Origin of the sequence: Candidatus Chloroploca sp. Khr17, from assembly GCF_004138165.1 — a bacterium.
Classification (GTDB): Bacteria; Chloroflexota; Chloroflexia; order Chloroflexales; family Chloroflexaceae; genus Chloroploca.
The window spans coordinates 18364-40053 of sequence record NZ_RYFF01000039.1; the positions used below are offsets into that span (position 1 = coordinate 18364).

Below are 21690 nucleotides of genomic sequence, written 5' to 3' on the forward strand. Positions count from 1 at the left end.
CTTCGCCCCCTTTGCGGTACGTTGGAGTTCCGCTAGCTAGGAGTTTAGCTTATGAGTGGTCAATGCGCGTCGGGATCCACGCTTATCCTGCTGGTGGGTTCAAACCCACTGCCAAACTATCTCGCGGCCTGCACACTACATCCAAGCGCCATCACGCTCGTTTATACCGACGAGACCGAGTCGGCAAAAGATCGGTTGAAGCGAGCATTGCGCCAGGCGCTGGGCGCAACGATCACCCTCGATGATCACTTCGTGGAGGATGCCACATGTGCAACAACGGTGTCGCGGGCGATCAGTCCCCTGGTCGGCCCGACAACCCACTTACACTACACCGGTGGCACGAAAGTAATGGCGGCTCATGCGCGCCTCGCCTTTCAGAAGGCTGATGGCACCGGTACACAAGCCTCCTATCTTGATGAGGGCGGCTCGAAGCACACGCCACGCTTGCGTTTCGATGACGGGAATGCTGTCCCGCTCCCAGCAGATGTTCCGCTCACCCTAGAGACAGTGCTTGCGCTGCATGGTATTACCTGTACGCCACGGGGAGTAAAGCCGCCAGCACCCACCGCTGAGGATGCGCGTGAGATTTTATGTCACGTGTTAGCCGACCCACATATGGGGGCAAAGAGTATCGATGAACATACGATTCTCGGCAATGTGCTGTCGAATCTGCAAACTGCATCTGAGTGTTCGGATATACCTTGTATACCTGAGCACTTAGACAAGGCTTTAACGTACCTGAGGAGTGTCTTTCCTGATCCAAAACTCGTAGCCAAACTGTATGCAGAGCGTAAGCGGCTTGAGCATTTTAAGGATAAACCGAATCGTGCAACGGCACAACCATTCCGTACCGATGATTATGGCTTGACATTGAGCTTGCCGCAGTTCCCCACGGCAGAACAGCTTAGCCAACTTGGTACTACCAAGGAGAAAGAGTCTTGGTTTGAGCAGTGGTACAAGTTCATCGGTGGTGAATGGTTAGAAGAGTGGTTAGGCGCACAAATCCATGCGCTCAACCTTGAGCCAACACCTGAAATCACCGTTGGCGTCAATGCAAAGCGCGGTGAGCGGAAAGCACAACTGGAAGTTGATGTGGTCGTGATGCGCGGGCACCGGGCCTACTTCATCTCATGCACGACCGATGACACCAAACCTATTTGCAAATCAAAGCTCTTCGAGGTGGCGGTGCGTTCGCGGCAACTTGGCGGCGATCTGGCCCGCGCTGCGCTGGTTTGCTTCGCCAATAGCACGACGGTTGCAAAGCTGCAAGCTGATATTGATGACGTGTGGGGCGCGAGCAATACCACCAGAGTGTTTGGGTTGGACGACATCCGCATGTGGGCTGATTGCACTACCCCGCCGCATCAGCATGCGTTGAAAACTTGGTTGGAGAGCTAACATGGCTGTTCTTACCGGAATTGATCTGCTTGGCATTCAACGGTACGTCTTTGCCTCGAACCGCCTGAAGGATGTGCTTGCCGCTTCATGGATGGTCGATCATGTGGTCAGCAAGGCGAACCTCATCGAGCACGGCATCACGGAAGACCGGATCATCCTGGCTGGTGGCGGCAACGCTATCCTTGCGTTTGAAGACGTATCTGCGGCCCGTACCTGGACCACACGATACACGCGCTGGTTGCTAGATAGCGCACCTGGACTTGAGATCGTCGTGGCTCACCAACCCTACGATAGCCAGAAGTTGGCCTGGGCACTTAAGGCGCTTGCCATCAATCTGGCTCGTGCCAAACTCGAACGCCGACCAAGCGCGCCGCAACTTGGGTTGAGCGTGACAGAGTCGTGTGTGCTGACAGAGCTACCCGCGATCACGATTATTAAAGATCAAGGTGATGATCAAGGTGAACGCGTATCAGCACGCATTGCCAAGCAACGTGAGCATCTCCAGGACGCGAAAAGCCGCTGGCAGCAATTCTTGCCCCATCAGTTCATCCATGTTCCGGGATGGAGGTTTGCTTTTCCCGATGACCTTGATGTGATGGGGCGAAGTCATGGGGAGACGAGTCTTGTCGGGGTGGTGCATATCGACGGGAATAGTCTTGGCCTCGCGATTACCCAGTGGGTGCAACGCTGTATCGAGAACGAGGTTGACGATGCCCACGTTCGTCTGGAGTATCGGGCATGGTCAAGTAAGCTTGCTGAACTTCTTGCCCACGTTCTTGAGACCGTAGTCACGCGGGTCGTCAATGCGCTTGTTGAAGAGCCGAACGAGCGAGGTGTGCAGCAATGGATGCTGCGGGGCATGCCCGCGCAGCTTGACTTCCCACTCCAAACTCATCAGGAGACAATTTCGCTTCCCATCCGCCCCATCTTACTTGGCGGCGATGATCTGACCTTTGTGTGCGATGGGCGCATCGCGCTGGATCTTGCAGTCACGGCACTCAACGCGTTTGGGGCGCAGACGATCCCCCATCTTGGTGAAGATGGTGGGGAGATGCGTCTTACGGCTTGCGCAGGCGTTGCGCTCGTGAAAGCCCACGCATCGTTCTACCGCAGCTACGAACTGGCCGAGAGGCTTTGTGCTTCCGCCAAGTATGCCCGGAACAGCTACAACAAAAAACACCACTCCGAGTCGGGCTCCTGGCTCGATTGGCATATCGGCTCGGTGCGCCCCTCTGACACCATCACAGAACTGCGGAAGCGTCAGTATGCTGGGGACAAACTGACTATGCGCCCCTATCCACTCACGCATGAGGCGCGTCCTCAGACGTGGGCTTGGCTCGACCGTGAACTGCTTGGGCCGGTCGAGGCAGCCAAGCAAGGGTTGCGCGGTGCTGATGTCTGGGCGAACAGTCGCAGCCGCGTGAAGCAGCTGGATGGACTGGTTCACGCGGGGGGGGACAGTATCAAACGTCAACTGGAAGCGTGGAACGTGCAGTTACCAGCACGGCTATCAAGCGCATCAAGCAACGGTTTCATTGGCCCACGCACCCCGTTGCTTGATGCGACCGAACTGCTTGATCTGCATCTCCGCTTAGATCGCGACTCAGACGTAGGGAGGGACGCCTCATGACCCAGGACGAGAAACCTGCATTTTTGCGGATCGATCTTCTCTCCGATAGCACCTTCAGCCGTGGTGAGGGAACCGCTGGTATAGTGGATACAGACATTGACCGTGATGACTATGGCATGCCCTGTATCGGGGGCAAAACCGTGCGCGGCCTACTCCGTGACACATGGCTCTCAATGGCCCCCCATTTTCCTGACCTTGAGGCAGCGGCAGAGCGCGTGCTTGGGCGCAGCCAAAGCCTTGCTGACGCCTGCCGTCTGCGGATTGGTGACGCACTATTGCCAGAACCGATCCGCCGCATGGTGCGGCAAGCGGTTGAGCGTCAGGAGTATCCGCTCACCCCGGCCATGATCCTTGATGGGTTCACCTGCATTCGCTATCAGACGGCTGAGGATCGGGAAACTGGTGCCCCAGATGCAACCACACTGCGTTCATCACGCCTGGTGATCCGAGGTTGCAGCTTGGAAGCACGCCTGACCTGGTTGCATGGCTATCAACCAGAGCCTTCCGACCTCCGCCTGCTCAGTTTGTGTGTCTTAGCCACGCGCCACGGTGGGTTGTTGCGCAACCGAGGACGCGGTCATCTTCAGATGACCCTTGATGGCGATCTGGCGAAGACACGGCACTATGCGGAGGTAAGTCAATGAACAAGCCCGCAACCCCGACCTACCTGCATTACACCCTCCGCCTCCGCTCGCCCGCGATCCTGACGATGTTTGCGGGCGATCCCAACAGTGCGGCCACCAAAGCGTTCATTCCCGGGAGTACCCTGCGCGGGCTTGTTGCGGCACGGCTGCTCGCCAACGGCTTTGCTGACCACAGCGACGAATTTTGGCGACTCATTCTCTCAGGTGAGGTGCGCTATCTGCATGCCTATCCCGAACTAGGCGGCGCACGATCCATGCCCCTGCCCGTCGCTTGGAAGCGCACGAAGGACGCTGATGATGACGTGGTTGATCTCGCCGGCTTCAGCGGAGAGACCACGCCGCTCGTTGTTGATGATGACGACGATGCGGTTTGGCCGAAGGTTGCCCTTGTGTCATGCGCTGAATCGTTCATGTCCGCCTCCGTTTCAAGCGGTACGTGGCTCGTTGCGACACCAACGATTGGATCGCGGCTTCATCAGCAGCGTGACCGGGTGAAAGGGCGCCCATGGAAAGATTCAAGCGCTCCGAACGCGCAGTCGCAGGGTACGATCTTTGCCTATGAGTACCTTGAGGCTGAGCAAGTCTTCAGTGGGACGATCCAGCTTCAGCCTGAGGTGCAGAACGACCTTGGTTTGCTCAAACAGTTGCTGACGAGTAGTCCGATCTTTTTTGGACGTTCCCGGCGAGCGGGCTATGGCGGCGATGCTGAACTGGTCTTTACTGGTCAGGGGGATCGCGAGTATGAGCATGTTACTGGACGTCTGCAAACCGATCTGCTGACCGAAACATCCTTCAGAGTATTGCTCACCTCGGCCTACCTAGGTCGCCACCCGATCACCGGCCAGTTTGATCCCTCTGCACTAGGCGACGAGCTTTGCCGCCAGTTGGATGGTGCCGCGACGGTTGAACGCATGCGTTGTGCCTTTACCACCGTCGGTGGCTTTAATCGCAAGTGGCGCTTGCATCTTCCCGAAGCGCAAGCCGTTGCTGCGGGAACGGTGCTGGTGCTTAGAGCGACGGCCCCGATCTCTGTTGCCAAGTTGCGCATGCTTGAGCATGATGGACTCGGCGAGCGTCGGAGCGAGGGTTTTGGGCGGCTTGTCTTCCTCGAAGCTCCCAATCAACTGCACATGCGACTGCGTTCTCATGATGCGCACGCAGACCCGCACCCACGGGACGAGGGCGCTGTTGTGCTTACAGGGATGGCCCCAGAGCAACGCCAGCACCTTGACGCCCTCGAAGCGCGCATCGTTCTGGCGGCGGCACGGGCAGAACTGGATCGGGTGGCTGCTGAGCTTGCTGCCAAGGCAAAGCAGCGCCCAACGACGAGTTTGCTTGGGCGCTTACGTACGCTCTTCCGCCCCGTTGTCGATGAGCAAACCGCTGCAGAGGCGCTTACTCGCCTTGCACAGTGGTGCGACGACGATGACCGTCACGCTCTCAAAAAGCCTGCGCGGAGTCAACTCGACCGTTGCGCAATGACGTCCCAGAACCTGCGTTCATGGCTCGTGCAGTTGGCACAGGCTGATCATGGTACGCCAGGCTGGACGGCGCTCCTTCACGCCGCCGGTGATCAGACCACCTTGACGAGACTCGCGCTGCAACACCACCTCACCCAGCGCGAAGCAGCCGAGGCCATCGTGCATGGTCATGCGGCGCTGCTACGGGTGTATCTCATTGACGCGCTGCTCGTTACGCTGGCGCGATTGAATCGTGGAGATATGCAATGACTGCAAACCCCCTTGCTGATGCAATGCCACCGCGCCCGGTCGAAGCGCGGTGGGTGATCTGTGGCCTGCTCACGCTTGAAACTGCCCTCCACCTTGGCGGTAGTGCGAGTGAGCGGATAGACATGCCCGTGCTACGCGACTCCCGTGAGGGTAAGCCGCTGCTACCAGGGACAACCCTCGCTGGCGCGTTGCGGAGCGCCCTCACGGATCGACTTGCTGGGTATTGGAGCGCTAAGCCAGAGTCATCTCAGGTTGCCCACCTTTTCGGCGGATGGCGGGGCGATGACGACGGATCGCAGAGTCCTCTGATCGTGTTTGATGCGCTTGGGCAATTGCCTGATGCTCAAGGTATCGAAATTCGTGATGGCGTCGCGATTGATCCCACAAGTGGAACTGCCGAGGATCAGAAGAAGTACGACTATGAGGTTGTGCCGGCGGGTACGACGTTTCCCATCCGGATCGATCTGCTGCTGCCAGTCCCGGGAAGCCGCCACCACCCCACCCCACCCACAGAGCAAGAACTGCTCGCCAGTTTAGCCATGGCGCTTGATGCCTTGACACATGGTGAGACCGCCTTTGGGGCAAGGCGCTCGCGTGGGCTTGGCAGAGTCCGGGCCGTTTGGTCAGCCCGGCGCTTCGATCTCAGTTCCGCAGTGGGCTGGCGCACATGGATCGGAGCAGATCATCAGCAACCCAATTTGATACCACCAAGCCAGGTTTCCATCCGCGATGTGCTTGAGGCTGCTGCCCCCGCTGCGTTTCGCCCCCTTGAGCTTGCCCTTGATCGGCGCGAACGGGTCGTCATCGCCCTCAACCTCCAGGTTGTTCACGACATCCTCGTGCGTAGCCCTAGCCCCGAGCCGCTTGCGCCTGATGTCACCCACCTCCAGAGCGGCGGTGCACCGATTCTGCCTGGGACGAGCCTTGCGGGGGTCATGCGTGCCCATGCCCTACGGATTGCGCGGTTAGTACGTGACCATCATGACGCCGAAGCGTGGATTGAGCGCCTCTTTGGGCCACGCTTTGAAGGTCAATCCCCAACCAATGATCGCCAGCCGCGAGCCTCGCGGGTACGGATCAGCGAAGCGCGGCTGACGCAGAGCCACCCACAGACGCAGACGCGGGTTGCCCTTGATCGCTTCACCCAGGGAACCGTTCCTACGGCGCTCTTCGACGAACAGACCGACGTTGCAGGAAGGGCGACCGTACACGTGGAACTCTGGAAACCCCATGAGGGTGAGCTGGGGCTGATCCTGCTGGTACTCAAGGATCTGCTCGCTGGATGGCTTCCGGTTGGCGGGACAACAAATGTTGGTCGGGGCGTCTTACAAGGCCAAGCGACCGTCACATGGTATGACGGTGATGGGAAGCCCCCTCGTTTGGCCACCATCCAGCCGGGAGCGTACCCCTCTGGCACAGCGGCGCAGGCGATCAATCAAGCGATTACGGCGTTTCACGAGGCGAAATCACTTCAACAAACTGCGAGGTAGTGCATGACTGGCTCTGATCATTCAGTGCAACTCTTTGGTTGCGACCTGCTGCCCCTCGACGCCGTGGCATGTGAGCAGTACCTTGCGTGGCTCATCGGCGAAGCGGGGACCGCTGAACCAAACGCCCTTGGTTCAGCACGATGGCTCCTTGCCCATAGCCTTGATGGGATCACCTGGGGCCGTTATGAGCGAACAACGCAAACATGGCTGCTTGGCCATACCATTGCGCCTGAAATTTCGCCACCATTGCAGCGGCAAATGCTCCTTGAGTTACGCATCTTTGGGGCTGCTGGTGAAGTCTTGATCTGGCGTACTGATGACGGACTACGGGGCCGAGTGCTGCGCGAAGATGGAGAAGCGTATCAACGAGACAATCCCCTTCGTCCAGCCGATGAGGAACGTATTGTGCTGGGCAGGCATATCCTCGAAACGCATCATACTGCGGGCTTTACCCATGTCCGCGACGGAACGGCGAAAGAACAGGTACTGCCGCTTGTCGTAAGCGAACAGGATCTCCGCTCGGGCAAGGTGCGCCTTGTGATCCGCAACTACTACGAGGCGGATGCAACGACAGGGGTGGTACGCATTGCCGCGACACGCTTGGTCAAACTCACAATAGGAGGCAACGATGGCGCTTGAACTGGGTAAGTTGGTAGTCCGAAAGAACAAGAACAAGCCTCCAACGATTCAAGTTGAAATAAATGGAAAACTATTCAGTCCTACTGGTAGTGAAATTTCACAATCGGTGCTTGATCGCTTAGCAGAGCTTGATGGTCAAGAAGTCGAGTTTGAGCGAGTGAAGGGTCAACCCAAACAGGTTCGCGAGCGTGGCGGTCGCTTTGTCGCACCACGACAAGGTGTCCCCGCAGATCCACGCAATCAGAGGCGCGGTCATGGCGGGGGTGGCGCAAACCAGCCGCAAAGCAGTACGCAGCCAAGTGCTAGCGGATCGCCTGCCGACTTCCGTAACCCCTACAACTTTGTTCCGGCCCCTCCGCGCACCCTTGCCGATCCTGAGCTTGGTGATCAGTGCCCGATTGACCAATCTATATTTAATATTGATCGCTACTCAGGCTGGTTGCGCGTGCGCATGGTTGCCCAAACGCCGCTGCTCGTGCCCGACACCGAGCATGTTCGCGAGGAAAACCACCATAAGACCTATCCACTCCGTGTAGGAAAAGATGACACGCCTCTGATTCCCGCCTCAAGTGTGCGGGGCATGCTCCGTTCCGCCTATGAGACGATCACCAACTCGCGCTTTGGCCGCTTCTCTAGCGTTCATACAAACCGCCTCGCTTTCCGTATGTCCACAGCCGACGGCTTGCAACTGATTCCTGCCCGTATCATCAACGGTCACATCCACCTGCTCACAGGTACTTCACGCATCGGTGGCGAGGGTAAACCAGACGGCCCGATGTATGCGGCGTGGTTGCCAAGGTATCACCGCAATGGACAGATTGCTACCGGGGCCATCCGTTATCCAGATCGCAGTCTACCAAAGCATGGCGATGAGGTGGTATGTTGGGTAGAGAAAATACAGTACACCAACCCAAGATTTTTCTGGCGTGTTCGTAGAATGGTGCGAGGGAATGATCTTGATCAGCTTGGCCCGCAACCAGAGGCCAGCCAACCGCATGGAAAGACAGCACCAGCTCAACCCCAAGAAATGCGACGCATCCACGGCTGGGTTTGCATCACCAATGCCAACATCAACCGCAAACACGACGAGCGGGTATTCTTCCAAGATGGAGCCCCTGCCGCTGAGCCATTTGCTGTGACAGAGCAGCATAAGCGCATGTGGTGGGAATTGATCCAAAACTATCAAGCCATCCATGAGGATGAGCTTGCAAGACGTGCAAGGAACAACGAACAGCCTGATGCGTATTTGGGCGGTGAGCCAGGAAGAACTGCATGGTCACGACACATCTACATGGAGCATGCTCGCGAGCTAACTGACGGCACACTATGCTATGTGCGCTTGAATGCAGATCAGACAGATGTCGAGGCGCTTTTCCCCGTCATGATCTCACGCGAACTCTATGCAGTTGCGCCGTGGGATCTCCTTGATGCATCCTTGCTTCCGGCTGCCTCGACTAACCAACTCTCGCCCGCCAACCGCGTCTTTGGCTGGGTTAAGGCTGATGCCGACACTGGAGCAAGGGACGAGAAGCAGGTCGCTATACGTGGGTTGCTGCGCGTGGGGCCAATCACCTGTCTTTCAAGTCGCGATGATGCCGTGGAAGAATTTGCACCTCCGGGTGTTCCCCTCGCTATTCTTGCAACGCCCAAGCCGCAACAGGGGCGCTTCTATGTTGCCAAATCGCCTAAAGGTGAAGCACTGACTAACGGCCTCTCGAAGCAGGAAGCGGGATACCAGGCACGCAAAGGGCTACGTGGGCGCAAAGTTTACCCTCACCAGCGCAGCTTACCCAATGGCCACTGGGAGCATCCTACTGAAGATCGAACGCAGCAGGGGCTGGGTAACCCAGCTCACTATCAAGAGTATCGGCGACCAGGGGGACGGCGCGATGAGCAGAACCGCTCGATCCTTGGCTGGGTCAAGCCCAGTGCGGTCTTCACCTTCGATCTGCATGTACAAAACCTATCTGTCGTCGAACTTGGGGCGCTGCTCTGGCTTGTAGATCTGCCTGAAGAGCACTTCTTACGCTTTGGGAGTGGGAAACCGTTCGGTTTCGGCAGCGTACGCTTGTCTATTGAGACTTGTGATGTGCGTACTGGTGCCGCATTACGTGCCCGCTATCGCACATGGCATGAAGACGGCCCCCTCAGTGATCCCCGTGAAGCAGCCGTTGCTGCCTTCAAGCAGGCGGTAGCTCACGCTTATAACGCTACATTTGAAAAAGTTCCATTCATCAACGCCTTTCTGGTCGCCTGCTTTGGGCATAACGATAACCTCCCCACACACTACCCGCGCGCAACAGCCGATGGTCAGGCTGGCCCGCCAAGCCCGGCAGGTGAGGCATTCAAATGGTTTGTTGCCAATGAACGAAATGGCACACGATATGCGCTTTTAGATCTCGTGCAGGATCGTGGCTTGCCCACGTTGCCCGAAAAATAAGCCTGGGTCACGCGATCCTGACGTGCTACGAAGGCACAGGGAGCACCTGGTGATGATGCGCACCCTCGACATCAATCATTGCCAATCGTGGTAGGCCGCCAAGAAGCCCTCGCATCCCAAGGCAGTGAGGGTAGGGCAACGTCGAACGATGGACACCGCCACCGCCGTGCAGTAGGTGAGCGATAAGGAGCAACCGATGGCTATCAGCAACTACGAGCGTGTCGGCAAGACAATGGAACTCTTGCGGCAGGGGTTGCAGCCCTTCATTGAGCGCGAACTTCAGGCCCAGCATGGCAAATATTGGATCACCACGGTCACCAGCGGCTGGCGCAACGACCTGACCTGGGCCGACGACGAGACGCCGCACCTCGACATTGCCGCCTTGCTCCGGCTGATGTGGGAGCAGTGGAACGATGTCTTCCGCACGACGCTGGGCTTTGCCGAGCGCAGTCTCGTCAGTGAACTGCGTGACCACCGGAACAAATGGGCGCACCAAGTGACGTTTTCGACCGACGATGCCTACCGTGTGCTCGATTCGGCGGCCCGGCTGCTCACGGCCATCTCGGCCCCGCAGGCCGACGAGATCGAGCGCATGAAGATGGAGTTGCTCCGCCTGCGCTTCGATGAGCAGGTGCGCAGCGAGCGCCGCAAGAGCGCTGGGGCCATTGAGAGCACCGTGACCGGGGGCCTCACGCCCTGGCGCGAGGTGGTGACGCCGCATCAGGATGTCGCCAGCGGGCGCTACCAGCAGGCTGAGTTTGCTGCCGATCTCTGGCAAGTCCACCTCGGCGAAGGCACCGATGAATACCGTGACCCGGTCGAGTTCTTTCGCCGCACCTATCTCACCACGAGCCTGACCCGCCTGCTGGTCAGCGGCTTGCAGCGGCTGACCAGTGGCGGCGGTGATCCGGTCGTGCAACTCCAGACCAACTTTGGAGGCGGCAAGACCCACTCAATGCTGGCGCTCTACCACCTCGTCGCGGGGGAGGCCTCCACCGACCTGGTTGGCCTTGACCAGGTGATGCTGGCGGCGGGCGTGACCACCCTGCCGACTGCCCGCCGGGTGGTGCTCGTGGGCAACAAGATCTCCCCTGGCAACCCCATCGTCAAAGCCGATGGCACGGTCGTACGGACGCTCTGGGGCGAACTGGCCTGGCAACTCGGCGGGCGCGACGCCTACGAGCGGGTGCGCCTCGACGACGAACGGGCCACCAACCCCGGTGATACGCTGCGCCTCCTGTTCAACGCCTACGGCCCGTGCCTCATCCTGATCGACGAGTGGGTGGCCTATGCGCGTCAACTCCACGAGGAGAGCGACCTCCCAGCGGGGAGCTTCGAGACCCAGTTTAGCTTTGCCCAGGCGCTGACGGAGTCGGCCAAACTCGCCCAGCAGTGTCTGCTGGTGATCAGTCTGCCCGCGTCGGACACGAGCGGCTCACCCCATACCCAGGCCGATGACACCGAGGTGGGCGGGCAACGCGGGCGCGAGGCGCTCGACCGGCTCCGCAACGTGATCGGGCGGGTCGAGGCATCATGGCATCCGGCCAGTGCCGAGGAGGGTTTCGAGATCGTGCGCCGTCGCCTCTTTACCCCGCTCAGTGATCCGGCGCAGTTCAAAGCCCGCGATGTCGTCGCCCGGGCCTTCGCTGACCTCTACCGCACGCAGGGGCAGGAGTTTCCGCCCGAGTGTCGCGACAGCGGCTACGAACAGCGGCTCAAGGCAGCCTACCCGATCCATCCCGAGGTCTTCGACCGGCTCTACACCGACTGGTCAACCCTCGCCAAGTTCCAACGCACGCGGGGCGTGCTGCGCCTGATGGCGGCCGTGATCCACCGCCTGTGGGCGACGGGCGACCGCAATCCACTGATCATGCCTGCCAATCTCCCGTTGGACGAAGAGCATGTGCAGACCGAACTCACGCGCTACCTCTCCCCACAGTGGGTGCCCATCATCGAGAAAGATGTGGATGGCCCCCATGCGCTGCCCCTGCACCTCGACCGCGACGTCCCGAACCTGGGCAAGTACGCGGCCACCCGCCGCGTGGCGCGCACGGTCTACCTCGGCTCGGCCCCCACCGCGAGTGCGGCCAATCGGGGCCTGGAAGATCGGCGCATCAAGCTGGGCTGTGTGATGCCCGGCGAGTCGCCCGCTGTCTTCGGCGATGCATTGCGGCGTCTGGCGGCGGCGGCGACCTACCTCTATCAGGACGGGCCGCGCTACTGGTACGCGACCCAGCCGACGGTCACCAAGTTGGCGGAAGATCGGGCCGAGCAGTTGAAGCGTGACCCTGACCAGGTGCTGCGCGACGTCGAGCAGCGGCTGCGAGCCGACCTGCGCACCATGGGCGACTTCCCCCGCATCCACGCCTTGCCCACCGCGAGTGCCGACGTGCCCGATGACTTCGACGCCCGCCTCGTCGTGCTCAGTCTCACCCAGGCCTACCGCAAAGAACCGGGCAATGCGGCTGAAGTGGCCGCCCGGACGATCCTGGAACAGCGCGGCACGACCCCGCGGCTCTTCCGCAACACGCTGGTCTTCCTGGTGGCCGACGCGAACCGGGTGCAGGATCTGGACGAGGCCGTGCGCAGCTATCTGGCGTGGACGGCGATCCTGGATGATCGTGAGCGCCTTGACCTCTCGCCACACCAGGTCAAGCAGGCCGAAATGCAGCAGGCCAACGCCGACAAGGTCGTGACGGCACGGCTGCCGGAGACGTACCAATGGCTGCTGGTACCGACGCAAGCGACGCCGCAGGTGCCGGTGACGTGGCACGCGCTGCGGCTGAGTGGGCAGGAGGCGTTGGCGGTACGGGCGAGCAAGAAACTGCGCAGCGACGACCTGCTGATCCTCGCGCTGGCCCCGACCAGCCTGCGGCTCGAACTCGACAAGATCCCGCTGTGGCGGGGTGACCACGTCGCGGTGCGCCAGGTGCTCGAGGACTTTGGACGGTACCCCTACCTGCCGCGCGTGCGCAGCGTCAGCGTCCTCCTCGACGCGATCCAGGCCGGGGTCAACTCCTTGACCTGGGAACTCGACACCTTCGCCTACGCCGAAAGCTACGACGAGGCGACGGGGCGCTATCGTGGGCTGCGCAGTGCCGCCCTCGTCACCCTCACCGAGGATGAGCGTGGGCTGCTGGTGCATCCGGACGTTGCGCGGACGCACCTGCTTGCGCCCCCCGTCCGGCTTACCTTGACGCCAGCGGAGATCCAGCTTCGTCCTGGGATGAGCGTGCCGTTCCGTGCAACGGCGTTCACTGCCGACCATCAGCCGGTTGAGGTCACGGCGCTCCGCTGGTCAGCCGACGGCGGAAGCATCACCCAGCACGGCCTGTTCCAGGCGGGTGACACCATCGGCACCTTCACCGTCCGGGCTGAAGGCAACGGCCTCTCTGCCGTTGCCTCCGTGGTGATCACCGAGCAGGCCATCGATCCGCCACCATCGCCACCGTCGCCACCACCGCGCAAGCAGCTGCGCCGCTTCCACGGGAGCGTCGCGCTGAGCGCCGAACGCGCGGGACGCGACGCCAGCAAGATCGCCGAGGAAGTGATCGCCCACCTGACCGGCCTGGTCGGGGCCAATGTGCGCATCACCCTGGAGATCGAAGCGAACATCCCCAACGGCGCACCAGATCACGTCGTGCGCACGGTGACCGAAAACAGCCGGACACTCACGTTCACCCAGGCCGGATTTGAAGAGGAGTGAGGCGATCACGCCCGTTCAGGTCGGCTTCGGTTCACATCCGTGCGCATTCGCGCACCGTCTGATCCAGAGCATATGACATGGATCGTCATCGATCAAGCGAGGTGGTATGGAAGATGCGCGTTCCCCGGGGCGTGAGTTCGTGGCAGGGGCATTGCCGACGTTGCCGACGTTGCGCGTACGGCTGACGTTTCGGTTGCTGTCGGATGGCGTCTTGCCGACCCGCAAAGGCAGTATGTTTCGCGGCGGTTTTGGGTACGCCTTTCAGCAGGTGTCGTGCCCGCGCTCGTGCTGGGGCAGCGAGGTCTGCGCGGGCGAGACGATCTGCCCATTTCGCTGGATCTTTGCCACGCCGCACCCGCCGGACAACCCCTATCTGCACGATCTGCGTGACGTGCCCCGTCCGTTTGTGATTGAGCCGCCCCCCGAGACCCGTACCCACTACCGTGCCGGTGAGACGCTTGAATTGACGCTGGTCTTGATCGGGCGGGGGATCGACTTTCTGCCCTATTTTCTGCTCAGTTTTGCGCGTCTCGGCGACATGGGGCTGGGACGCGACAGCACCCGTGCCCGCCTGGAACGCGCCGAAGCGCTGGCACCGTGGCGTCCGGTGGGCACGGTGATCTACCAGGATGGGCGCATGGTCGCGACGGAGCCGTTGCCCGTGCTGAGCAGCGCCGAGGTTGTGGCGCGAGCGGCGGCCATGCCGGAGGATCTGCGGTTGACGTTGCACAGCCCGTTGCGGCTGAAATATCGGGGCGACTACCTCAACCGCGTGGTGCCAGCGGCGCTGATCCACGCGGCCTGCTGGCGGATTGACGTGCTCGCGGCGTTTCATGCCGACGGCGGCTGGGCCACCCCGTACCGCCCGCTCGTCGAGGCCGCCGAGGCGATTGAGGTTCAGTCAGGGCCGACCACGTGGAACGACTGGCGCCGCACCTCGACGCGCGGCCCGACCCCGCAGACCATGTCGCTCGGCGGCATCGAAGGGAGCGCCGAGTTGCGTGGCGTGCCAGCCGCGCTACGGGCGGTGCTCTTGATGGGCAGCATCGTGCATATTGGCAAAGCGTGCGTGTTTGGGCATGGCGGGTATGCGTTGGAGGGGCTGTAGGTGGGGTTTTTAACGCAGAGACGGGGAGACGCGGAGGCGCAGAGGATCCTTGATGATGAGGGGGGAAGGTTGTGATGGGTACGACCAGCGATCACGATCTCACGCAACGAAAGCGAAGGTTATGCTGTTATTAAACTATGCCCATCCACTGACTGAGGAGCAATTGGCCCACCTCGAGGCGCTGGTGGGGGTGCGACCAGAGGTGCGCAGTCTGGCGGCCCAGGCGGATCGGAGCCAGTCGTTTGCCGAGCAGGCGTGTGCGTTGGCTGATGCGGCGGGCTTGACCGGGGAGGCCTGGCAGACGATGCCAGTGCTGATCAATCCGCCCGGCCTGGCGGCGCTGGCGCTGGCGTTGCTGACTGAAGTGCATGGCCGCTGTGGCTACTTTGTGCCGGTGCTTAACATTCGCCCGGTACCCGGCAGTGTGCCTCCTCGCTTTGAAATCGCCGAAATCATCAATCTCCAGGCACTCCGCGACGAGGCGCGAACCCGCCGGGGGTGAGGTGGGATTTGAGATTTGAGATTTGAGATTTGGTGCAGTCGGTGTTGCGCTGATACCAACTGAAATTGAACACTCCGCATAGGCGTTGTCGCCAGAGCGCGTGAGAACGCCATGCGCGGCAATCTGCAATCCAAAATCTGCAATCTGAAATGGTATGAGACTCGAACAGGTCGCATGGCATCGCACAAGGCACGAGGGGAAGGACGCGGATGGCAACGCTCTATATCATCGAACAAGGCGCAGGCGTCAATTTAGAGAATGAGCGCATTGTGGTCAGCCGGGACGGGCAAGAGGTGAGTGCCTTGCCGCTGATCAAGATCACGGATGTGGTTGTCTTTGGCAATTGCTCCTTTACCCTCCCGACGCTCAAACGGTTGCTTGACCGCGGGGTCGAGTTGAGCTTTTTGACGGTACGGGGGCGGTATCACGGGCGGCTGGTGGGCATGGCGACGCCGCATGTGGGCTTGCGGCGAGATCAATACCGGAAGGCCGACGATCCGGCGTGGGCGCTGGATCAGGCGCAACGCATTGTCACCGGCAAGCTGCGCAACTGCCGCGCCCTGCTGCAACGCTTTGCGCGGAACCGCAGCAGCGTGGATCCCGAAGTGACGAGCACGATCAGCGCGTTGAGCGATTTGAGCGAACGGGTGCAACGCACCACCAAGGTCTCGGCCCTGCTTGGCGTGGAAGGGAGCGCCACGGCTCGCTACTTTCGTGGGTTACGGGCCCTGTTCGATCCCGCCTGGCATTTCCAGGATCGCAACCGGCGGCCCCCGACCGACCCCGTCAACGCCGCCCTCTCCCTCGGCTACACGCTCTTGCAGCACCATGTGCTGGGGGCCGTGCAGACGGTCGGCTTTGACCCGTACCTGGGCTACCTGCACCAACCCGACTACCACCGGCCTTCGCTGGCGCTCGACATGATGGAGGAATTTCGCCCGCTGATCATTGACTCGCTCGTCTTGCGTTGCTGCAGCGACGGGCGACTGACGCAGGACGACTTCAGCGTCGGTGATGACGAAAGCCCGTACGCCGTACGGATGAGTGACGACGCGAAACGGCGCTTCATCAAAGCCTACGAAGAGCGCGTCCACGTACGGCTGATGCACCCGGAGGGGGCGGATCGCGGGCCAGGCGAAGTTGACTACGCCCGTTGTTTTGAACTGCAAGCGCGGCGGTTGGCACGCGCGGTACGTGGTGGCGAGCCGTATCAACCGATGTTTTCGCGTTAGGGTGGGGTCGGGGGGCGGTTTTTTTGACGCAAAGGCGCAAAGGTTTTTGTGGAGGTGTACGAACCCTTCGCGTCTTCACGTCTTCGCGTGAGCTTCTTTTTTCGCGGAGGTGCGCTCACCCTTCGCGCCTTTGCGTGAGTTTCTTTGCGTGGTCTTGGGTTTAGGGAAGCGCGAGGCGAGCATGCTCTACCTCATCTCCTACGACATCTCGATTGACCGGCGGCGCACCAGGATCGCCAAAATCCTCGCAGGCTTTGGCCAACGGGTGCAATACAGCGTCTTCGAATGTGACCTGGACGCGAACCAATACCAGGCCTTATGGAAAAAACTAGCCCGCACCATCCAGCCGGACGAAGGCGACAACCTGCGGATCTACCGGCTCTGCGCAACGTGTGCGAGCACCATCGCGGTCATCGGCGCGGGGCCACCGGTCGAAACGAGCCCCGACTTTTACCTGGTCTAGGGTCACTCCTTTGCGAAGAAGGCGGTTTTTTTGACGCAAAGGCGCAACGGCGCAAAGGTTTTCGCGGAGGTGCGCTCACCCTTCGCGTCTTCGCGTGAGCTTCTTTTTTCGCGGAGGTGCGCTCACCCTTCGCGTCTTCGCGTGAGCTTCTTTTTTCGCGGAGGTGCGCTCACCCTTCGCGTCTTCGCGCCTTCGCGTGAGCTTCTTTGAAGCGTCGTGGGTCGAGGGGCACGGTCTTTCAAGGTACACCAGCGAGCGCGAAGGCAACGGCGTAAAGCACACCTGAGGGTAAAAGAGGCACCGAGCGTTCGCTACGAAAGCCTCATGCCGCGCAAACGCATCAGAAAGGGCTACAACGGCCTTGAACAAGCACGAAACCACCAGAAACGCTTTACACAAAACGCCCAAAACAGCCCAACCGCGCAACCGACCCCGATTCAGGGCTTTGCAACGCCCCAAAAATATGGTACTATCAGAGAGACCTCCCCGCAGTGCAGGGGATGACGACCGACTCAGTACGATAGTCTTATCCAGACCTACATGGCTACGAACATCAGAGAGACCTCCCCGCAGTGCAGGGGATGACGACTTAGTACACCCCCGAGTGTAAAGTAAGCACAGTGATCAGAGAGACCTCCCCGCAGTGCAGGGGATGACGACAAGTCGCCGTCTGAAATGATCCGCCCATCCTCGCCGTATCAGAGAGACCTCCCCGCAGTGCAGGGGATGACGACTGTTGCTGAATGAGGCACAACTCATGTCAACTAGGACGATCTCGATCAGAGAGACCTCCCCGCAGTGCAGGGGATGACGACTCAAACGCCTCGTACTCGCCAGCGACCGAGATGACGGCATATCAGAGAGACCTCCCCGCAGTGCAGGGGATGACGACGGTCTTTGTCATGCCAATACCGAGCAAGCGCGTTCACGGATCAGAGAGACCTCCCCGCAGTGCAGGGGATGACGACCTCTTGAGGTTGATCAGGACTCAAGAACCCGACAACTTCGAATCAGAGAGACCTCCCCGCAGTGCAGGGGATGACGACTGGCCTCGCCCAGGCCAACTGCAGCTAGGGGCTAGGGGATCAGAGAGACCTCCCCGCAGTGCAGGGGATGACGACCGCCGATCTCCCACCCTTGCGCATTGAACCACCAAATCGTATCAGAGAGACCTCCCCGCAGTGCAGGGGATGACGACGCCACGCTCCCTGGTGGGCATGCGCCAAAAGCGCCTGCATCAGAGAGACCTCCCCGCAGTGCAGGGGATGACGACTCGCACAGTAGTTCTAGATAGTACTGTTGTGCTATGGTATATCAGAGAGACCTCCCCGCAGTGCAGGGGATGACGACCATAGACTACCTTACCAGTTTTAAGCGATTCGATACGCTCAATCAGAGAGACCTCCCCGCAGTGCAGGGGATGACGACTGGATGGTCTGGCGCTCGATACGCCGCCGTGGTTGCCGCCATCAGAGAGACCTCCCCGCAGTGCAGGGGATGACGACGACTTCACCGCCCGCACCATATCCGCCAACATGCCTGCGTATCAGAGAGACCTCCCCGCAGTGCAGGGGATGACGACCGGAGTTGTGCCGAAAATACTACACACAACAGGAAAAAATCAGAGAGACCTCCCCGCAGTGCAGGGGATGACGACAGAACGGCCCAATACCGAGACGTGCATGAAATCCTCCTGGTGAATCAGAGAGACCTCCCCGCAGTGCAGGGGATGACGACGTTCATCCTCGGTCGTCGGCTGTCCGTTCCGATCAAACATCAGAGAGACCTCCCCGCAGTGCAGGGGATGACGACGCAACCTTCCAGCTCTTCATGGTGTCTCTCCCCTTTATCAGAGAGACCTCCCCGCAGTGCAGGGGATGACGACGCAAAGATAAATATTCCTTTGCATCATGAAACCCTTTTGATCAGAGAGACCTCCCCGCAGTGCAGGGGATGACGACGACTACTAAGGTAGAAATACCCTATACCGTATCATGTATCAGAGAGACCTCCCCGCAGTGCAGGGGATGACGACCCAGGATCTGCGCCGCGATAAACACCGGTTGTTCCTGCATATCAGAGAGACCTCCCCGCAGTGCAGGGGATGACGACGCCCATGCCCCCTCTTCCCAATCGCACACATTCCATTCAATCAGAGAGACCTCCCCGCAGTGCAGGGGATGACGACACTCGTGCCATCTGTCGGTATTTTTGTAGACGATGTATGGATCAGAGAGACCTCCCCGCAGTGCAGGGGATGACGACATTAGCAGCCGCATCAGCACTTACAGCTAAAGCCTTATTAATCAGAGAGACCTCCCCGCAGTGCAGGGGATGACGACATTGACAGTGCGCTTGCAGGAACTATGCAGCCTGATGTATCAGAGAGACCTCCCCGCAGTGCAGGGGATGACGACCCGCAGGAATGGGCAATAGTTATGGATATGCTACACTGATCAGAGAGACCTCCCCGCAGTGCAGGGGATGACGACCTGTCGCAACCAAATTACCATACAATTCTCCGTATCATTTATCAGAGAGACCTCCCCGCAGTGCAGGGGATGACGACGCAACGCAAGGCGATTGAGTGCTTGCTCGAAGGCCAAAATCAGAGAGACCTCCCCGCAGTGCAGGGGATGACGACTGCATCAGATTGTGAATGATAATCATTGTTCTCCCCCATCAGAGAGACCTCCCCGCAGTGCAGGGGATGACGACCATAAGGGCTTGTGGTGTCACGATCTCCTGAGCCTGTGATCAGAGAGACCTCCCCGCAGTGCAGGGGATGACGACGCAATTAGTCCACCGGCAAATGTTTCTACCGTTTCGTCATCAATCAGAGAGACCTCCCCGCAGTGCAGGGGATGACGACGCTCACCGTGTTAAAACTGGCGATGGGCGTCCCGGCAGCGATCAGAGAGACCTCCCCGCAGTGCAGGGGATGACGACTTGCACCGGCATGCCCAGCAAGCGGGCGTACAATTCACCATCAGAGAGACCTCCCCGCAGTGCAGGGGATGACGACCAAGAACCGTACTCACCAGCACTCGGATCAAACACCGCAACATCAGAGAGACCTCCCCGCAGTGCAGGGGATGACGACTTCTGGATTATCACAATGCGTTATTAGTGTTTATCAATCAGTATCATCAGAGAGACCTCCCCGCAGTGCAGGGGATGACGACCTTACCAAGAATGACCATAGACGAAGCACAGGTGTTCCATCAGAGAGACCTCCCCGCAGTGCAGGGGATGACGACTACTGGGAAGTCACCGTGGACGGCTGCCAGCTGCTGGTTGATCAGAGAGACCTCCCCGCAGTGCAGGGGATGACGACCCGCCGACCCTGGCCTCGATGTAGCCACGTTGCCCGAATCAGAGAGACCTCCCCGCAGTGCAGGGGATGACGACATGCTTTGCATCTGGTGCGTATCCTGCGGTCTGGTAAAGATCAGAGAGACCTCCCCGCAGTGCAGGGGATGACGACATAATGATAGATAAAGAACCCGCGCCAATGATCTGGCAATCAGAGAGACCTCCCCGCAGTGCAGGGGATGACGACGAACTATTCAGGAGAGGTCACTACAATGTTACAGATTACAAATCAGAGAGACCTCCCCGCAGTGCAGGGGATGACGACTATGCTTTGCTTGTTTTTTTGACATGGCAGAGTACAATGCTGTATCAGAGAGACCTCCCCGCAGTGCAGGGGATGACGACCTTGACAATTGGCAATGCCATAACAGTACAATTCATCAGAGAGACCTCCCCGCAGTGCAGGGGATGACGACTTCAAATTCTAAGAACGGATCATCACGTAAGGTTTCATCAGAGAGACCTCCCCGCAGTGCAGGGGATGACGACTAAATATCATCATTACCATCTAAATGATAGATAGTACTATTGCATCAGAGAGACCTCCCCGCAGTGCAGGGGATGACGACCTAACACATGGTTAAGACCGTCTACGAACAATTATCAGAGAGACCTCCCCGCAGTGCAGGGGATGACGACCACGAGGAACGCCAGCCACGCCAGCGGCGCACCGTGCAGCATCAGAGAGACCTCCCCGCAGTGCAGGGGATGACGACTCAACCTTGCAACTCGTTTTAACCCCAACGTCCATGCCAATCAGAGAGACCTCCCCGCAGTGCAGGGGATGACGACGCAACCCATTGTTCGATGACGTGCAGGATCGTTTGCATCCATCAGAGAGACCTCCCCGCAGTGCAGGGGATGACGACTCGAATGAGGTGACGGGAACGAACTCGGAAGTGATCACTCCATCAGAGAGACCTCCCCGCAGTGCAGGGGATGACGACCTGTATGAATCGACCGTTGCTGCGTCAGAAAGCACTGTATCAGAGAGACCTCCCCGCAGTGCAGGGGATGACGACCCTCCCTCTTGGCTTCGAGATCGGCAAGCTGCCTCCATCAGAGAGACCTCCCCGCAGTGCAGGGGATGACGACCTTAGTTCTTCCGATTGGGCGACCCGAGGTTTTTACCAATGACGACCAATGCCCCGCTGAGCAGGGGATGACGACATGAAGGCAATGATGGCCTGAGTGCCGAAGCGTTGTATGACGACCAATGCCCCGCTGAGCAGGGGATGACGACTCGCGGTGGCTGTCGCCGTCGCTGTTGCCGTGGGCGATGACGACCAATGCCCCGCTGAGCAGGGGATGACGACAGATAACCTGTGCGGCG

Annotated in this window: 12 protein-coding genes and 1 CRISPR repeat array (1 of these 13 only partly in view); all 12 genes read left to right on the plus strand. The window is 59.7% G+C overall.

All coding sequences use genetic code 11. The features are described from left to right. The first annotated feature begins 51 nt into the window (after nt 1-51). Nucleotides 52-1398, plus strand: coding sequence for a Card1-like endonuclease domain-containing protein (locus EKD05_RS18965; protein ID WP_129675885.1), 1347 nt, complete (start codon nt 52-54; stop codon nt 1396-1398). 1 nt (nt 1399) lies between these two features. After that, entirely contained in the window at nt 1400-3028 is a 1629-nt protein-coding gene (locus EKD05_RS18970) for a hypothetical protein (RefSeq protein ID WP_129675888.1), read from the plus strand. Next, complete coding sequence (locus tag EKD05_RS18975) at nt 3025-3672, plus strand: RAMP superfamily CRISPR-associated protein (RefSeq protein ID WP_129675891.1); 648 nt, start codon at nt 3025-3027, stop codon at nt 3670-3672. Before EKD05_RS18970 ends, EKD05_RS18975 begins: the two co-directional genes overlap by 4 nt. Further along, nucleotides 3669-5402, plus strand: a complete 1734-nt coding sequence (locus EKD05_RS18980) for a hypothetical protein (protein ID WP_129675894.1) — start codon at nt 3669-3671, stop codon at nt 5400-5402. The genes EKD05_RS18975 and EKD05_RS18980 overlap by 4 nt, the downstream gene beginning before the upstream one ends. Beyond that, the gene (locus EKD05_RS18985; protein ID WP_129675897.1) at nt 5399-6892 is read left to right on the plus strand and encodes an RAMP superfamily CRISPR-associated protein; all 1494 of its coding nucleotides are present in this window, start codon (nt 5399-5401) and stop codon (nt 6890-6892) included. Before EKD05_RS18980 ends, EKD05_RS18985 begins: the two co-directional genes overlap by 4 nt. Nucleotides 6893-6895: 3 nt before the next feature. Continuing rightward, nucleotides 6896-7531, plus strand: a complete 636-nt coding sequence (gene csx19 / locus EKD05_RS18990) for a CRISPR-associated protein Csx19 (RefSeq protein WP_129675900.1) — start codon at nt 6896-6898, stop codon at nt 7529-7531. Further along, on the plus strand, nt 7521-9971 hold the full coding sequence (locus EKD05_RS18995) for a TIGR03986 family CRISPR-associated RAMP protein (protein WP_129675903.1): 2451 nt from the start codon (nt 7521-7523) through the stop codon (nt 9969-9971). Before csx19 ends, EKD05_RS18995 begins: the two co-directional genes overlap by 11 nt. A gap of 196 nt (nt 9972-10167) precedes the next feature. Beyond that, nucleotides 10168-13677, plus strand: a complete 3510-nt coding sequence (locus EKD05_RS19000) for a Swt1 family HEPN domain-containing protein (RefSeq protein ID WP_205703984.1) — start codon at nt 10168-10170, stop codon at nt 13675-13677. A gap of 106 nt (nt 13678-13783) precedes the next feature. Next, nucleotides 13784-14785, plus strand: a complete 1002-nt coding sequence (gene cas6, locus EKD05_RS19005) for a CRISPR system precrRNA processing endoribonuclease RAMP protein Cas6 (RefSeq protein ID WP_129675906.1) — start codon at nt 13784-13786, stop codon at nt 14783-14785. Between the two features lie 121 nt (nt 14786-14906). Next, nucleotides 14907-15287 carry a CRISPR-associated protein Csx15 gene (csx15, locus tag EKD05_RS19010; RefSeq protein ID WP_129675908.1) on the plus strand — a complete coding sequence of 127 codons (381 nt, stop codon included), beginning with the start codon at nt 14907-14909 and terminating at the stop codon, nt 15285-15287. Between the two features lie 209 nt (nt 15288-15496). After that, the gene (cas1, locus tag EKD05_RS19015) at nt 15497-16519 is read left to right on the plus strand and encodes a CRISPR-associated endonuclease Cas1 (RefSeq protein WP_129675910.1); all 1023 of its coding nucleotides are present in this window, start codon (nt 15497-15499) and stop codon (nt 16517-16519) included. A gap of 181 nt (nt 16520-16700) precedes the next feature. Continuing rightward, nucleotides 16701-16982, plus strand: a complete 282-nt coding sequence (cas2, locus tag EKD05_RS19020; protein WP_129675913.1) for a CRISPR-associated endonuclease Cas2 — start codon at nt 16701-16703, stop codon at nt 16980-16982. 471 nt (nt 16983-17453) lie between these two features. Then, nucleotides 17454-21690: a CRISPR direct-repeat array (repeat unit 37 nt; unit sequence ATCAGAGAGACCTCCCCGCAGTGCAGGGGATGACGAC) (it continues 652 nt past the right edge of the window).

Excerpts from the sequence above, each read along its gene's own strand:
- EKD05_RS18965 (WP_129675885.1), top strand. The coding sequence starts at position 52 with ATGAGTGGTCAATGCGCGTCGGGATCCACGCTTATCCTGCTGGTGGGT.
- EKD05_RS18970 (WP_129675888.1), top strand. The coding sequence starts at position 1,400 with ATGGCTGTTCTTACCGGAATTGATCTGCTTGGCATTCAACGGTACGTC.
- EKD05_RS18975 (WP_129675891.1), top strand. The coding sequence starts at position 3,025 with ATGACCCAGGACGAGAAACCTGCATTTTTGCGGATCGATCTTCTCTCC.
- EKD05_RS18980 (WP_129675894.1), top strand. The coding sequence starts at position 3,669 with ATGAACAAGCCCGCAACCCCGACCTACCTGCATTACACCCTCCGCCTC.
- EKD05_RS18985 (WP_129675897.1), top strand. The coding sequence starts at position 5,399 with ATGACTGCAAACCCCCTTGCTGATGCAATGCCACCGCGCCCGGTCGAA.
- csx19 (WP_129675900.1), top strand. The coding sequence starts at position 6,896 with ATGACTGGCTCTGATCATTCAGTGCAACTCTTTGGTTGCGACCTGCTG.
- EKD05_RS18995 (WP_129675903.1), top strand. The coding sequence starts at position 7,521 with ATGGCGCTTGAACTGGGTAAGTTGGTAGTCCGAAAGAACAAGAACAAG.
- EKD05_RS19000 (WP_205703984.1), top strand. The coding sequence starts at position 10,168 with ATGGCTATCAGCAACTACGAGCGTGTCGGCAAGACAATGGAACTCTTG.
- cas6 (WP_129675906.1), top strand. The coding sequence starts at position 13,784 with ATGGAAGATGCGCGTTCCCCGGGGCGTGAGTTCGTGGCAGGGGCATTG.
- csx15 (WP_129675908.1), top strand. The coding sequence starts at position 14,907 with ATGCTGTTATTAAACTATGCCCATCCACTGACTGAGGAGCAATTGGCC.
- cas1 (WP_129675910.1), top strand. The coding sequence starts at position 15,497 with ATGGCAACGCTCTATATCATCGAACAAGGCGCAGGCGTCAATTTAGAG.
- cas2 (WP_129675913.1), top strand. The coding sequence starts at position 16,701 with ATGCTCTACCTCATCTCCTACGACATCTCGATTGACCGGCGGCGCACC.